Origin of the sequence: Desulfovibrio desulfuricans (assembly GCF_004801255.1) — a bacterium.
In the GTDB taxonomy this organism is placed as follows: Bacteria; Desulfobacterota; Desulfovibrionia; order Desulfovibrionales; family Desulfovibrionaceae; genus Desulfovibrio; species Desulfovibrio desulfuricans_C.
Genome location: NZ_CP036295.1, coordinates 1,225,951 through 1,240,875, shown reverse-complemented (window position 1 = coordinate 1,240,875; position 14,925 = coordinate 1,225,951). Strand labels below are relative to the sequence as shown.

The following is a 14,925-nucleotide window of genomic DNA, read 5'->3' as shown; positions in this document are numbered from 1 at the left end:
AAAAACTGAATATAATCGTACAGACCGGCGCAATGCCGCTACCGGCGCGGGTATGAGGGGCAAAGACACGGGGCGGGCTCCGCGTCCCACGACGAGCCAAGCCTGATCTCGCGAATATCAATGGCACGCAACAAGGCAGGATCGTGTGTGGAGCAGACAACAGTTATGCCGTCTGCCGTGCAGTTTTTTACGGCCTGGGCCAGAGCGCGGGCGCTTGCCGCATCCACATTGGCTGTTGGTTCATCAAGCAGCAGCACCCTGGGGCGCAGGGCAAGGCGCGATGCCAGAGCAACCCTCTGGCGTTCGCCGCCAGAGAGTTCGTAGGGCCCGCGATCTGCAAACTTCCAGGGTTCGTCAAAGCCTGCGGCCTGCATGCTGCATTCAAAGGTTTGCCGCAGGTTTGCCGTCTGGTTGCGAAACTTCAACCCAAGCACCACATTGTTGAAAACACTCATGTGCAGCAGGTAAGGATCCTGCAGGAGCAGGGTTGCCTCCTTGCGCCCGTCTGCCCCGCCAGCGTAGCGCAGTACGCCTGCAGCCGGGCGTTCCAGAAAGGCCAAGAGGCGCAGCAAGGTTGATTTGCCGCAGCCGTTGGGCCCGGTGAGGAATACGGCTTCGCCCTGCTCAATGGCAAGGTACGGCACATTGAGAGCTTCCCGCCCGTTGTAGCGCTGCACAAGGTTGCGGGCTTCGTACAGGTTGGCGCTCACGCACGCCCCCTGCGCTTGAAAAAAGCCAGCGCCAGATTGACCATAAAGGCCATGAGCAGCAGCACAAGGCCAAGGGCAATGCCCTGGGCAAAATCGCCCTTGCTTGTCTCAAGGGCAATGGCCGTTGTCATGGTACGGGTGGCGTAACGGATGTTTCCCCCCAGCATCATGGCCACGCCCACCTCTGTAATAACGCGCCCAAAAGCGGTAACGCACACCATGCCCACGGCGTAACGGCACTCCCACAACGCGTACATGGCAAGCTGTCTGCCGTTGGCCCCCAGCGTGAGCAGGGTTTCGCGGCAACGGGGGTCGAGGTCTTCAAGGGCCTGGGCTGTCCACGAAACCACAATAGGCAGCGCAAGCACCGCCTGCCCGATTGCCATGCCCGGCAGGGTAAACAACAGGCCGTATTCGCCAAGAGGACCCCGGGCGGTAATAAAGGCATAGACCAGCAGGCCTATGAGCACCGTGGGAAAGGCCAGCAAGGTGTCTGAAACAAGCCTGACCGCCCTTTTACCGGGAAAGGAGCAATGCCCGAGCAGAAACCCCAGCGGAACGCCCAGCAGCAAAGCCGCCGCCATGGCATAGCAGGTAGACGCAATGGTTGCATAAATGGCCGAAAGCGTGGCCGCATCCATGTGCGTGAGCAGATAAAAGGCGTTGCTGAACCCGTTGATAAGATAATCCATTGCGGCTGCTCATTGCTGATCAAAATAACATTCGCCCGGAGCCGGGCACAACGCCAGCCCCGGGCGAATGAGCATTACATGCCTGCCCTACCGGGGTAAGCTACTTGTCGGCATTGGGAAAGAAAAGCTGCTTGCCCTTGAGGGCGTAGCCAGCAATCTTTTGCTGGGTAGCTGGCGCTACCCACCAGTCTTCAAATTTTTTGGCCAGAGCGGGGTTGACCTTGGGGCACTGGGCGGGGTTGACCGTAATGACGCTGTACTGGTTAAACAGCGCCTTGTCGCCCTCAACCACAATAGCCAGCGGGTTTTTGTCGCCCATCTTGTCGGCAAAGGTGATCCAGGTTCCACGGTCCGTCAGGGCATAAGCCTGTTTTTCGGCGGCCATGTTCAGGGTAGAGATCATGCCCTGCCCGGCAGAAAAATACTTGGGGTTCTTGTCGGGTGTAATGTTGCTCTGCTGCCACAGCTTCTGCTCCGCCTTGTGCGTGCCGGACTGGTCGCCACGGCTCACAAAGCCAGCCCCGGTATCCAGAATACGCTTGAGCGCCCCGGCGGTGGGCTGCCCTTTCACGCCAGCCGGGTCGGCCGCAGGGCCAACTATCACAAAGTCGTTGTACATGACCTGACGGCGGTCCACGCCATGTCCGGCCTTAACAAATTCAAGCTCAGCCGAAGGCGCATGCACCAGCAGCACGTCGGCGTCGCAATTTTTGGCGATTTCAAGGGCCTTGCCGGTCCCCACCGCTACCCACTTGAGTTCGATTCCTGTCTCCTGCTTGAAGGCAGGTTCGAGATATTCAAGCAGGCCGGAATCCTGCGTACTCGTGGTTGTGGCCATCATAAGGGTATCAGCGGCCAGCACGGGCGCGGCGCAAACCATGTAGCCCGCGGCGCAGGCCAGGAGCAAAAAACGGGAAAAACGGAACATGAATAAGACTCCTTTTGCAAAAGGTAATCGCAAACAACCAGGCTCGTCAGCGAGATGATCATCACGATACCATGAAAAAGCGGGACATAAAAGATTGCAAAAGAAGGTGCAAATCAGGGCGCGCAAACCGCTTTTTGCTGCCCGCCGACAATGCTAGTCGGCCACCAGCCGAACGGCGCTCAATGCAAAATGTGCATAAACCTTTTTGCCGTCGCGCAGATGCGTGTTGGGCAGCGTGCAGGTGTCCACCGTGGCCCGCAGGGTTGTGCCGTCTGGCAAACCAACACAGACAAAGGTTTCCACCATGTCTGAGTGCAGGCTTTCCACCACGCCTTTGACGCAGTTGGCAAGACTGAGGGAGGATTTCTCAGGGCTCAACACTATGCGCTCGGGGTCAACCCGCACGCTTAACACCTGATTTTCATGCACTTCATGCAGGGCGGCTTCTTCAGGGGTGCAAGCCACCGCCAGCCTGAAATCTGAAAAAGTGGTTATCTCCACATATACCTTGCGCATGCCGGTAAATATACGGGTAACAATACCCCAAAAAAGATTGGTGCCGTCGTCGGCCTCGCCGCCGTGGGCAGTTCCGGGGCTGCCCTTTGCGAGGGTCTGGGTGAGCAGTTTGCGCGCCTCGCCGTCAGAAAAATTCAAAAAGGCAAGCAGCTGATCCGCATCCTGCTGCCCCAAAAATTTGAGCACAAGCGGCATGGGCACATGCAGTTCAAGCAGTTCAAGCCCGCGCGAGTAGCGTATGGCGCGCGGCCCCACGCAGGCCGGGGGCAGATCTATGACACTGCCGACAGTGTAGAACTTTTTGCGCAAAAAGCTTTGGTCAAACTGCAAAAAGTCAGGCTCCTCCGCCTGCGGCAGGCTGAGGATGCGGCGGATATTGCGCATGGCGCTGACAGGCAGCAGTATTTCGCGCGCGTTGGAGCCAGAAACACGCAGCATGCCTGTGATGGCGTCTATGGATGAGCGCGGCTCAAGGGCGAGCACCTCGCCCAGACGCAAGCCGCCGTAGCGCATCAGCAAAAAGATCAGATGCAGACGCGCCCGCATGTTTTTTTGGGTGCGGGTCGTGGCCTCGGCCTCCCACTGTTCCCAGCACAGGGTCAGGCCTTCAAGTTGTTGGCGGGTCAGATGATTACGCATGTTTTTTCCCGACGGTACGATACCCTATTGCGCCACCGCTGTCAGCATGCCTGGTTTATACCCGCTTACGGCCATGCGGGGCGTCAGCGCAGAACATATACCGTGCCATGACTGCGCACATGCATGTTGTCGGCTGCCACGCCGCAACACTACGCTGTTGCAGCCCCGCATAGATGGACGGCAGGGAGCCGCACGCTTTACCGTTTCCCAATTGTCCACAGCATGGTGTTTTGCCTCCATACCTGGATGGCAAAAGCTGTACATGCCGCAATGACCCAATCTCCATAACAGTCATGCATATGCAGCGACTGCATTTCTTACCTTTTTTATATTATTTCGTTCTCCATGCATGCGTCGCAACTTGTGGACACCGCAACCTGATTGTGTTTATCTAACCAAACTACCTATGTATATTGTTATTTATGGAGAAAAAATGTTTGTACGCCTGATGGTTCTTATCCTGGCCCTGCTGAGTTTTTCGCTTACGGCCCTTGGGGCAAGCACCTCGCCGTCGGATGAGGCGGACAACCTGCTAAAAACAGGCGTGGAGGCCTACTTTGCTGACCGCAACGACGAGGCCCGCTCCGCCTACAGCAAGGCCCTGCAAATCTATAGGGCTGAGAAAAACCAACTGGGCGAGGCCAACGCCCTAACCAGAGTTGGCAACCTGGAGCGAATGCTTGGCCGCAACGACGAGGCGCGCAAAGCATACAACAACGCCCTGACGCTGTATAAAACCCTTGAAAATCAACTTGGCGAGGCCAACGCGCTCAGAGGACTGGGAGATTTAGAGCTGAAACTTGGCCGCAACGATGAGGCGCGCAAGGCATACAACAGTGCCATTACATTATATAAAAGCGTGGACAACAAACTGGGCGAGGCCAACGCGCTCAGAGGATTGGGAAATTTGGAACAAAGCCTTGGCCGCTGCGATGAAGCGCGCAAGGCATACAACAATGCCATAACATTATATAAAAGCGTGGACCACAAATTGGGCGAGGCCAACGCGCTCATAGGGTTGGGAAATTTGGAACAAAACCTTGCCCGCAACGATGAGGCGCGCAAGGCATACAACAATGCCACAACGTTATATAAAGGCGTGGACCACAAACTGGGCGAGGCCAACGCGCTCAGAGGATTGGGAGATTTGGAACAAAACCTTGGCCGCAACGATGAGGCGCGCAAGGCATACAACAGTGCAATTACATTATATAAAAGCGTGGACGACAAATTGGGCGAGGCCAACGCGCTCACAGGATTAGGCCAATTGGAGTATAAACTTGGCCGCAACGATGAGGCGCGCGCTGCATACAACAGGGCAATAACGTTATATAAAGGCGTGGACGACAAATTGGGCGAGGCCAACGCGCTCAGAGGGTTGGGAGATTTGGAACAAAACCTTGGACGCTACGATGAGGCGCGCAAAGCATACAACAGTACCATAACGTTATATAAAGGCGTGGACCACAAATTGGGCGAGGCCAACGCGCTTAGAGGATTGGGAGATTTGGAGCTGAAACTTGGCCGCTACGATGAGGCGCGCAAGGCATACAACAATGCCATAACGTTATGTAAAAGCGTGGACCACAAATTGGGCGAGGCCAACGCCCTCCGTGGGTTGGGAGATTTGGAACAAAACCTTGGACGCTACGATGAGGCGCGCTCTGCATACAACAGGGCCATAACATTATTTAGAGGCGTGGACAACAAATTGGGCGAGGCCAACGCGCTCACAGGGTTGGGAGATTTGGAGCTGAAACTTGGCCGCTACGATGAGGCACGTTCTGCCTACAACAGCGCCATAACGTTATTTAGAGGCGTGGACGACAAGTTGGGCGAGGCCAACGCGCTCAGTGGTTTGGGAGATTTGGAACAAAACCTTGGCCGCTACGATGAGGCGCGCTCAGCCTACAACAATGCCATAACGTTATTTAGAGGCGTGGACGACAAATTGGGCGAGGCCAACGCGCTCAGAGGGTTGGGGAATTTGGAGCTGAAACTTGGCCGCTACGATGAGGCGCGCTTTGCCTACGATAATACGCTGGCATTATACAAATCCGAGGGTGCCAGATTGGGCGAGGCCAACGCGCTCATGGGGTTGGGGTATCTGGAGCTTACGTTGGGCAGAAAAAATGAGGCCCGTATACATTTTCGTGACGCCGCAATCGCATATGGGCTGGCTGGCATGAAAACGGAACAGGCTGCAGCGGAAAAAATGGCGTCCAGTCCGGCAAGCGATGCTATGCAGCAGCTGGGCGACGCCTGGAGCCGGGGGGACAAACTTACTGCCATTGGTGTTATTGTAGCTGTCTTAGGCATAATGGCAGCGATATTTCCCGCTGAAATTAAGCGTATGCTGCAGCACGTCTGGAGCAAAATCAAACCGAACAGCTAGCCGCACGCAACGCCTCAACCTCATTTGGGGGCTGCAAACCACGGCTTATGCGAACTATCCTGCCTCATGCTGTGCTGCCCTTCCCTGCCTGTGCACGGCGCAGATTGTCTTGCGCCGCAGATGCGGGGCTGCGCTTAGCGGCTTTATGCCTCCAACATCGGGGCGCCGTCGCCGATCCTGACCGCAAACGAGCACTATTGCATTTTTGCAGCGCCTACATGTGCGCTTCTTTATAAAATTCTTCCGGCCTGAGGATAAAAACCTCGTCGCTGCTCTTGTCAAACGAGAACAGCCCCCTTGTCTGGGCCTGCCGCATGACCTTGTACAGCGTGATGCGGTGCATGCCCAACAGATCGGCCATATCGCGATAAGAGATATCGCGCCTTGCCCGCAAAGGGGTTGAGCCTGGTATAATACGCGAGGCCAAAAACTTGCATATACGCGTGAGTTGCGATTCCATGCTCAGCGAAACGACATTTTTTGACAGCAACGTAACCTTGACGCTATAGCTTTTGCAGAGGTTTAAAATGAGCCTAGGCTGTTCCATGCCCAGGCGGTGCACTTCCTCCCTGCTGAACGAGCAAATATAACAGTCTTCGGCGCAGTCGTGAAAAAACTGCACTTCGCTCTGGGCGAAGGGCATGCTTTTGCCGCCATCCATAAACATGGGGGTCTCGTTAAAGCATGAACCGTCGCCAAGATACCAGAGAGTTTTTTCACTTCCGTCAGGGGCCAGGGCCATGAGGCGAACCCTGCCGCTAACCAGAAAGTACATCTCTGGCTGCGTGTCGTAAAACTTGTGGCCCTTACGAAACAAACGCGGCTTTGTCAGCGCCACGCTTCGCCAGCACTCGTTCTGTCTGAGCAATTCCGCAAATGACACGCCAGTCCCCCTTGGCAAACAGTACACACCCGGCCACGCCGGGCAGATGTGAGCCCATGCCTGAACAGCGCTCCATATTCTGTTTTGAACCCTACCGTACCCTTTTTGTGAATTATGTTGCAAGGACAACGTTTCGACCATTTATCTTGTGGCAGCATCCCTTCCAGCACGGTCAAGCGGCCATAGGCCGTTGCCCAGCCACCTTGAGACTTTCACCAGCGGCGAGACGTGTCGTTGCACTGCTTGCCTGGAAGCCTTCAACGGTTCAATGTAAGCACATTCAGCCAACCCGAGGAGGTTGTCATGGGACACCCGACCATTTATCCCACAGGCGTAACCGTCTATAATCCGGAAAAAGCCTGGAGCGGATTCACCATTATTCAGGCGCCGGACAACGGTGCGTTGCTGCTTGGCATGAACGGGCATGAAATACGCATGTGGAAGGACGTTCACGGCTTTCCCAACAAGATGTTTCCCGGCGGCATGCTCATGGGCAGCACCGGCACCCGCCACCCCAAGCACGGCCTTCAGGACCAGCTCGACCTCGTGCAGATAGACTGGGACGGAAAAATCGTATGGAAGTTTGACCGGGCCGAATTTGTGGAAGATCCGGGCCAAAAGAGCCAGTGGATGGCTCGCCAGCACCACGACTTTCAGCGGGAGGGCAGCTCCACCGGGTATTACGCCCCTGGTCAGGAGCCCAAGATCGATTCGGGCAACACCCTTGTTCTCTGCCACAAAAACACCGTGCAGCCCTATATCAGCGACAAAACGCTGGTTGACGACGTCATCTACGAAGTGACCTGGAACGGCGACATCGTGTGGGAGTGGAACTGCTCTGACCACGCCCATGAAATGGGCTTTGGCGAGGCGGCGCTCAACGCCATGTGCCGCGACCCAAACTATCGCGGCGGCACGCTGATCGAAGACGCCCCCGGCGTCGGCGACTGGATGCACGTCAACTCCATGTCCACCCTTGGTCCCAACAAGTGGTTTGAGGCGGGCGACGCCCGCTTTCACCCTGACAACATCATCATTGACGGCCGCGAAACCAACATCATCCTCATCCTCGACAAAAAGACCGGCAAGATCGTCTGGCAGCTGGGCCCCGACTACGACCGCAGCCCCGAGGACAAGGCCATAGGCTGGATCATCGGCCAGCACCACGCGCACATGATCCCCAAGGGGCTGCCCGGCGAGGGCAACATACTGGTATACGACAACGGCGGCTGGGCCGGTTACGGCAGCACCAACCCCGGTGCGCCCAAGGGCGTCAAGGCCGCGCAGCGCGACTACTCGCGCGTGCTCGAAATAGACCCCGTGGCCCGCAAGATCGTCTGGCAGTACACCCCGCACGAAGCAGGCTTTCTCGTGCCCCTCGACGCCAGCCGTTTTTACAGCCCCTTTATCAGCTCGGCCCAGCGTTTGCCCAACGGCAACACGCTCATCTGCGAGGGCTCAGACGGCCGCGTGTTTGAAGTGACCGCAGAGCACGAAATAGTGTGGGAATACATCTGCCCGTACAAGGGGCACATCAGCCTGCCCATGAACTGGGTGTACCGCGCCTACCGCCTGCCCTACTCGTGGGTGCCGCAGGCCGTCGTGCCCGAAGAAAAAGCCATTGAGCCCCTGGAAGTCAAAACCTTCCGCGTGCCCGGCGCGGCCCCCTTTGGCCCCATGTCTGAGGTAAAGGTTGAAGGCACCATTGGTTACTACAGCGGCGCAGGCCACTGCGTGGCCGCGACGGAATAACCCCCCAGGTCCATACCCGCCTTCCTGCAGGGGCCTCGCCTTCGGGCGGGGTCCCTGTTTTTTGGGCAACTGCTCTGCGCGTAATGGATATACCGCTGGAGCGGCGCTATGCGGCAAGGGCCTGCAACAGCCCCAGCGCAAAGCATTGCCCCAACCATCGCCCCCCGTTAATCTGCCGTAAAAAAGCCTCGCAAAGCGGCAGGGCTGCGCCGTCTGCAAGGGACATTTTTTACCTGGCGGCACCAAATCTGCCCATAAAAAAAAGGCGGGAGAGCGCACCCTCCCGCCATATCGGCCACTGGCCGCAAAAATCAGAACGAGTAACGGAAGGTCAACGAAACCCGCCAGTTGTCGCGATACTGCGAGTCTTCCACACCATGCCAGGTGCCGCCGTCCAGATGCAGGTTCACATAGGCGGCTTCCACATTCATCTGCAGGTTGTCGTAAATCTTGTAGGTATTGGAAACACTGCCCTCCCACGCGTGGTCGGTGGTCGTGAGGTAGGCCATGGGGCCGTCCGCCCGGCTGGGATAGCTTGTCATATTGGCTTTGCGGGGCATCTCCGCACTGTTGGTGCCCTGAAAATACGCCAGCTTGAAGGTATGGGTCAGGTCATTGATAAAGCTGACGTCCTTGATGGTACCCACAACGCCTGCCAGACCGCCGGGGTTGTGGCCCAGCACTTTCCAGGTATTGAGGTCAAAAAAACCGCCGCCAAAGCCCAGGGGCGTGACCGGCCAGGGGGTGTTGAACTGGGGCAGACGCTCTGAACCGTTGTAGGGGTTGCTGTCGTCGCCGCTGCCGTACCAGGCGGTCACGCCGGGCGTGCCCCAGGTGCACTTGTAGTCAACGCGCAGGGCCGCGTACCAGCCCTGACGCACCAGGTCAAACGTCTTTGCCTGCCCGCTTGAGCTGAACTGGGTGTAGTCTTTAAGCTCGCCCATATCCACGCGGCCATAGGTAAACTCTGCAGCGATATCAAATGGTTCGATAGTCGTGAAATCAGTGGTCAGCCCGGCCCAAAAACCGTTGCCCCAGGTATTGTTGGCGTTACGGTACTTTTTTTCAAAGGTGCTAAAGTAGTTGCCGCCGCTGCCAAGCACGGGCATGAGCCCGCCACGCGGAGCATAGATGGCTGGCTCGCGCTGGTCGGTATTGGTGTTGATGCCCCGCAGGCTGTTTTGACCAATAAGGCCATACATACCCCAGGGAGTAATTTTCATGCCGTTGCCGGTGATAGGCAAGGTCAGTGCAAACAGGTCGAGGTTATCAAGGTAGTTTTTTTGCGTCTGGCCGTTTTGCGTAATTTCTGAATTGTCATTATAGGGCCGTGCCCAAAAACCGGAAAGCCCAAACTTGTACTCGCCGCTGGTCGCCAGAGGCGAACTGACGGTCACGCCGGTGGAATACTGCCCGTACACCGCGCTCCAGTCAGTGACGTAACCGGGCAAAAGCTGCGGCTGCATGCCCATGCGCACTTTTACGTCCGTTTTGGGCACGATCCAGTCAATATAGGCATGGCGCACGCCAAGGTTTTTTGTGCTGTCCGCCCCCAGGGACGCGCCGTCGGCAGAACGTCCCCAGTTCATGGTGCCGGTGCCCACCGTAAACATGAGGCTGCCCGACACGTTTTCGCTGGCTATGGCGTCTATCTGCGTGCGCAGGCGCTCCATGGCCCCAAAGGTGTCGCTTCCTTTTACGCCGCGTGGAAGCACGTTGGATGTTTCAAAACTGATGTCAAAGGCCCCCTTTACCTTGAAATCAATGGCGTCGGCTGTTTGCGGCGCAAGCAGCAAGCCTCCGGCAAGCAACAATCCCAGCATGTTGTCACGGACAGCTTTCATCATTCCTCCTGTGCAAGTTGGTGCAACCAAACAGAACCTTTATCCAACAATGCTCTGTAGTGGCTTTTTCCACAGGCTTGCACCGTTGCCGGAACAACATTTTTTGAAAAAAGTCTATTTTTTCACAATCCAGGTAAGGCTTTCCAACAATTAATATAATTGCATAATTTAATTAATATTTATTACAAATGTGAAATAAATATCTCTAAAATGTTGCCGTAACAACGTCGCCAATAATCCCGCTGCTCTAGGTTTTTGAACCAGGATCGGCAGTGGATGATTTTTTTCACAAAACATGCGAAGTGGCAGACAATGAAAAGGAGAGGCGCAATGCAGGATTCGCCGCGCATCAGCAATAACTACTTTGACGGCCTTGCTGTTACAGGACGTCATAAGGCTGTGTTCTTTATCATCATGATCGCATACTTTTGCGAGCAGATGGACAACTGGAACTTCGGCTTTATCGCCCCCGCGTTGATGCACAACTGGGGCCTGACCATGAAGGACCTCGGCACGGTTACCTTTTGGTACTTTACGGCCATGACCTGCGGCGGTTTTGTCGGCGGGTTCATCTCAGACATTATTGGCAGGCGCAAAACCTTTCTTATTGCGATCACCCTGTTTTCCACAGCGTCCATCATCAACGGCCTTACTGACAGCTTCCACGTATTTGTAGCGTCGCGCGCGCTGACGGGCTTTGGCGTGTTTTGCCTCATGGTATGTTCGCAGGCCTATATTGCAGAGATGGCCCCGGCCGAGAGCCGCGGCAAATGGCAAAACATGGTCGCCGGCGTTGGTTTTTGCGCCGTGCCGGTCGTAGGCCTGCTTTGCCGGCTGATCATTCCCCTGCATGAGGAAGCCTGGCGCTACATTTTTTATATGGGCGGCATAGGCTACATTGCCCTGATCGTTGCCTGGCGCTACCTGGACGAATCCCCCCGCTGGCTGGTTGCGCGCGGCCGCATCGCCGAGGCCGAAGCCGTCATGAAGGACATTACCGGCAAAGACATCGACCTTGCCGCAGCCGCCAGCAAGTGCCTGACCGGCAAGCCCCCGATCAGGGAAGTACTGCTCGGCATGTGCAGCCCCAAGTACCTCAGGCGCACGCTTGTCATTTTTTTGCTGGTTGTGTGCACCAACCCCGCCACCTTTGTGGTCACCAACTGGACGGCCACCCTGCTCAAGGCGCACGGGTTCCCTCTTGAAGATACCCTCATGGCCACCACGCTTATTTCCATCGGCGTGCCGCTCGGGCTGTTTGCCTCCAGCTCGTTTACCGACATGGGCGGGCGCAAGATTCCCATTGTCGTCATGCTGGCCATGATGGCGGTACTGGCCCCCATCTTTGGCAATGTGAGCCAGTACTGGGTTGTGGTCCTTATAGGCGCGATACTTACGGCCTTTGTCATGGGCATGGGTTTCACCGTTTTTTCCTACACTGCGGAGTCGTACCCCACGCACCTGCGCAACACCGCCACCGGCTTTCACTCGTCCGTCGGGCGTCTGGCCGTTGCCTTTTCACAACCTCTCATTCCTGTTGTCTATGCAGCATACAGTTTTGACGGAGTGTTTTATATTTTCAGCCTGCTGTGCATCATCCCCGCCATTATCGTTGGCGTGTGGGGTGCCCGCACTGGCGGCAAGTCGCTCGAAGACATTGCCTAGCCAGCTGGGATATCAAGACAATACCAACATCGACGTTTGCAGCTTTGTCGAATCAGGAGGATTTATCATGGGCATAACCCTTTACACTGCGCCGGACTGCATCCGCTGCAAGATTGTCAAAGCCTTTCTTGCCGAACGCGGGCTGGCGTACGACACCATAGATTTCAAGGCCGACGCGCAGGATTTCAACACCTTCTACCGCACAAACCGCAAGGCCATTTATCGCAACCCGGAAGGTGTGGAGTTTCCGCTGTTTGCCGACGGACAGGTCATCAAGCAGGGCTCGGGCGAAATCATCGCCTATCTGCTTTCGGGCCATACGCTCGAGACCTGCGTTACCCGCAGCGACATGCTGCACGGCAAAATTGCGGGGCTCTATCCCTCGCAGTGTCCCGACGGGCAGGAAGACAACTTTGAAATTCTTGTAAACAGGCTGACCGCTGGCGGGTTGCAGGTATGGCTGCAAACCGACGGCCGCAAGGCAGACCTGCTGGCAAACCTGCTCAAGATCAAAGACGTGCACGTTATCTGCAATGTTGTGGGCGGCGCAGAAGCAAGCGCAAAAGTTTTTGGCGGTGCGCCAAGCAAGGAAGACCTGTCAAAAACACTGGCCCTGGTACAGGCAACCGCCGACGGCACGGTGCGCTTTCTGGCCATGCCGCTGCCCAATGGCGACGCCTGGGCCTGGCCCACAAGGGACGATGCGGCGGCAGCGGCCCAAATGGTGGCCGAGGCCTGCGGCAAGCCCACGCTGCCCTACGGCATTACCCCCGTCACGGCTGATATGGTGTGGGACATGCACGGCCTTGCCCCCCTGCCCGACCAGAACCTGCTCGTCTACCGCTCTGCCTCGCGGCAGCATCTGTTCAAGGCAGACATCGTTAAATAGGGGGCGCAATATGCAAGCATTCGATATTATCATTGTGGGCGGCGGCCCCGGCGGAACAACGGCTGCGCAGATTCTTGCGCGGGCGGGCAAAAGCGTTGCCCTGGTGGAAAAAACCCACCTCGGCGGCACATGCCTCAACTGCGGCTGCATCCCCACCAAGATGCTGCTGGGCGCGGTGGCCCCGCTGGCCCTCCTGCATGCCCAGCAGCGAACCCGCGTGGCAAAAGGCGACATAACCGTTGATTTTACGGCCCTGCAAACGCGCGTGAGCCGCTTTACCAAGGGGACAAGCCAAACGCTTGGCAAAAACCTTGGCAGCCTGGGCGTGACGGTTTTTGAAGGACGCGGCGAGGCCCTGGCCGCAGGCGCAATCCGCGTGCATGCCGATACCGGCCATACCGACCTGACCGCGCAGCACATCATCCTGTCCTGCGGCTCGTCGTCCGCGTCCTTTCCCGGTCTGACGCCAGACCATGCCTGCGTGCTGGACAGCACCGACCTGCTGCGTATCCAGTCTGTGCCCGAAAGCCTCGTCATTGTGGGGGCCGGGGCCATCGGCCTTGAACTGGGCGACTTTTTTTCGGCCATGGGCAGCAAGGTCGCCATTGTGGAGGCTGCGCCTCACGTTGCCCCCCTTGAAGACGCTGATATCGCGGCGGAACTGCGCCGGGCGCTGCAAAAAGGCGGCATAACCTGCCACGAGGGCGCACGGGCCAAGGATTTGCGCACCAACGACGGGCAGGCGCAGCTCACCCTGGACGACGGCACGGTCATTACGGCCGCCAAGGCGCTGGTGGCTGTGGGCCGCACGCCCAACACCGCCGGGCTCAGCGCCGAGCAGCTGGGCTGCAGCCTCAACAGGCGCGGTTATGTGGAGACTGACGGGTGCTTGCAGGCTGCCCCCAATGTTTACGCCATAGGCGACGTCAACGGCCTTGTACTGCTGGCGCACGCTGCGGAGCATCAGGCTGTGTACGTGGCCAACCGCATCCTCGGCAATTGCCGGCACGAGTACCAGTCTGGCCCTGTACCCTCATGCGTCTATGGCGCAACCGAGGTCATGCGCGTGGGCCAGACGGCAGAAGCCCTGTTGCGCGAAGGCAAAAGCGTTGAGGTTTCGCAGGCTCCCCTGTCGCTCAACCCCATTGCCCAGGCCAGCGGAGGCACCGCCGGATTCGTCAAGGTGGTCTGGAGCGAAGGGCGCATCGCGGGTATCGCCGCTGTAGGGGCTGGTGTATCGCACCTTGTCATGGTGGCCCTGCTGCTCATCAGGGACGGCTATACAGCGCAGAATCTGCACGAGGTGATGTTTGCACACCCCACGCTGGATGAAATCGTACCCATGGCCATTACAGCTCCCAAAACCGGCGTGACGCTTCCGTAACCAGGCAATAAAAAGGAGACGATCGTGAATTTTCCTCACGACAGAAAATACCATGCGGATCATTTGTGGGCGCAGGACCAGCCTGACGGCAGCTGCCTGATAGGCGTTACAGACTTTGCACAGGATCAGCTGGGCGGCGTGATCTTTGTGGATCTTCCCGCTGTGGGCGCTAGCTTCAGGCAGGGGGAATCCTGCGCGTCCATTGAATCCGTCAAAGTCACCAGCGAGGCCATTATGCCGGTTTCCGGCCAGGTTACGGCCATAAACGAAGCCCTCGCCGATGCGCCAGAACTGCTCAACAGCGATCCCTACTCCCAGGGCTGGCTGATAAAGGTAACGCTCACAGCACCGGATGAAGGAGGCTGCATCACAGCCGAGGAATATGCGCAGGCCGTGGCCAGCTGAGATTAGCCATTCCGGTCCCCCGAACAACAGCCCCGAAAAATTGCCGTTTTCGGGGCTGTTCTTATTGGTGCGGGTTGCCTTGCAGGCACGCGCGCAACACGCCATTGCAGCAAGATCATCACATTTCACAGCGATGCGCAGGTCAGGGCCAAGCCCCCTTTGCTCCATGCGTTTTCGCTGCTAGAGGTTGCTGCAAAGGCAGGCGCACTGCAAAGCTTTACTG

General features: G+C 57.2%; 12 protein-coding genes. 6 read left to right on the top strand and 6 right to left on the bottom strand.

Annotated elements, in window-relative coordinates:
- Positions 1 to 38: 38 nt before the first annotated feature.
- The 4 genes from DDIC_RS05210 to DDIC_RS05195 form a co-directional block, all read right to left on the bottom strand.
- Positions 39 to 710 carry an ABC transporter ATP-binding protein gene (locus DDIC_RS05210; protein ID WP_136399459.1) on the bottom strand — a complete coding sequence of 224 codons (672 nt, stop codon included), beginning with the start codon at positions 708 to 710 and terminating at the stop codon, positions 39 to 41.
- Positions 707 to 1,402 (bottom strand): ABC transporter permease, encoded by a 696-nt coding sequence (locus DDIC_RS05205; protein ID WP_136399458.1) that lies wholly within the window; start codon positions 1,400 to 1,402, stop codon positions 707 to 709. Before DDIC_RS05205 ends, DDIC_RS05210 begins: the two co-directional genes overlap by 4 nt.
- Before the next feature lie 100 nt (positions 1,403 to 1,502).
- Entirely contained in the window at positions 1,503 to 2,330 is an 828-nt protein-coding gene (locus tag DDIC_RS05200; RefSeq protein WP_136399457.1) for a substrate-binding domain-containing protein, read from the bottom strand.
- Positions 2,331 to 2,483: 153 nt separating this feature from the next.
- Positions 2,484 to 3,485 (bottom strand): transporter, encoded by a 1,002-nt coding sequence (locus DDIC_RS05195; protein WP_136399456.1) that lies wholly within the window; start codon positions 3,483 to 3,485, stop codon positions 2,484 to 2,486.
- A gap of 406 nt (positions 3,486 to 3,891) precedes the next feature.
- Between DDIC_RS05195 and DDIC_RS05190 the strand changes: the two genes are divergently transcribed.
- Positions 3,892 to 5,880, top strand: a complete 1,989-nt coding sequence (locus DDIC_RS05190) for a tetratricopeptide repeat protein (protein WP_211088897.1) — start codon at positions 3,892 to 3,894, stop codon at positions 5,878 to 5,880.
- A gap of 214 nt (positions 5,881 to 6,094) precedes the next feature.
- On the opposite strand, the gene DDIC_RS05185 is transcribed toward DDIC_RS05190, so the two are convergent.
- On the bottom strand, positions 6,095 to 6,763 hold the full coding sequence (locus DDIC_RS05185) for a Crp/Fnr family transcriptional regulator (RefSeq protein ID WP_168732472.1): 669 nt from the start codon (positions 6,761 to 6,763) through the stop codon (positions 6,095 to 6,097).
- A 303-nt stretch (positions 6,764 to 7,066) separates the two neighbouring features.
- On the opposite strand from DDIC_RS05185, the gene DDIC_RS05180 reads away from it, so the two are divergent.
- A complete protein-coding gene (locus tag DDIC_RS05180; RefSeq protein WP_136399453.1) occupies positions 7,067 to 8,515 on the top strand; it encodes an aryl-sulfate sulfotransferase in 1,449 nt (482 codons plus the stop codon).
- 311 nt (positions 8,516 to 8,826) lie between these two features.
- Here DDIC_RS05180 and DDIC_RS05175 read toward each other — a convergent pair whose 3' ends face one another.
- Entirely contained in the window at positions 8,827 to 10,359 is a 1,533-nt protein-coding gene (locus DDIC_RS05175) for an outer membrane homotrimeric porin (protein ID WP_136399452.1), read from the bottom strand.
- Positions 10,360 to 10,689: 330 nt separating this feature from the next.
- Between DDIC_RS05175 and DDIC_RS05170 the strand changes: the two genes are divergently transcribed.
- The 4 genes from DDIC_RS05170 to gcvH all read left to right on the top strand — a co-directional run bounded on the left by DDIC_RS05170 (position 10,690) and on the right by gcvH (position 14,702).
- Positions 10,690 to 12,024: an MFS transporter gene (locus DDIC_RS05170; protein ID WP_136399451.1), complete on the top strand. Its 1,335-nt coding sequence runs from the start codon at positions 10,690 to 10,692 to the stop codon at positions 12,022 to 12,024.
- A 67-nt stretch (positions 12,025 to 12,091) separates the two neighbouring features.
- Entirely contained in the window at positions 12,092 to 12,913 is an 822-nt protein-coding gene (locus DDIC_RS05165) for a glutaredoxin family protein (RefSeq protein WP_136399450.1), read from the top strand.
- Between the two features lie 10 nt (positions 12,914 to 12,923).
- Positions 12,924 to 14,297 carry a dihydrolipoyl dehydrogenase family protein gene (locus DDIC_RS05160; protein ID WP_136399449.1) on the top strand — a complete coding sequence of 458 codons (1,374 nt, stop codon included), beginning with the start codon at positions 12,924 to 12,926 and terminating at the stop codon, positions 14,295 to 14,297.
- A gap of 24 nt (positions 14,298 to 14,321) precedes the next feature.
- Complete coding sequence (gcvH, locus tag DDIC_RS05155; RefSeq protein ID WP_136399448.1) at positions 14,322 to 14,702, top strand: glycine cleavage system protein GcvH; 381 nt, start codon at positions 14,322 to 14,324, stop codon at positions 14,700 to 14,702.
- Positions 14,703 to 14,925: the final 223 nt, after the last annotated feature.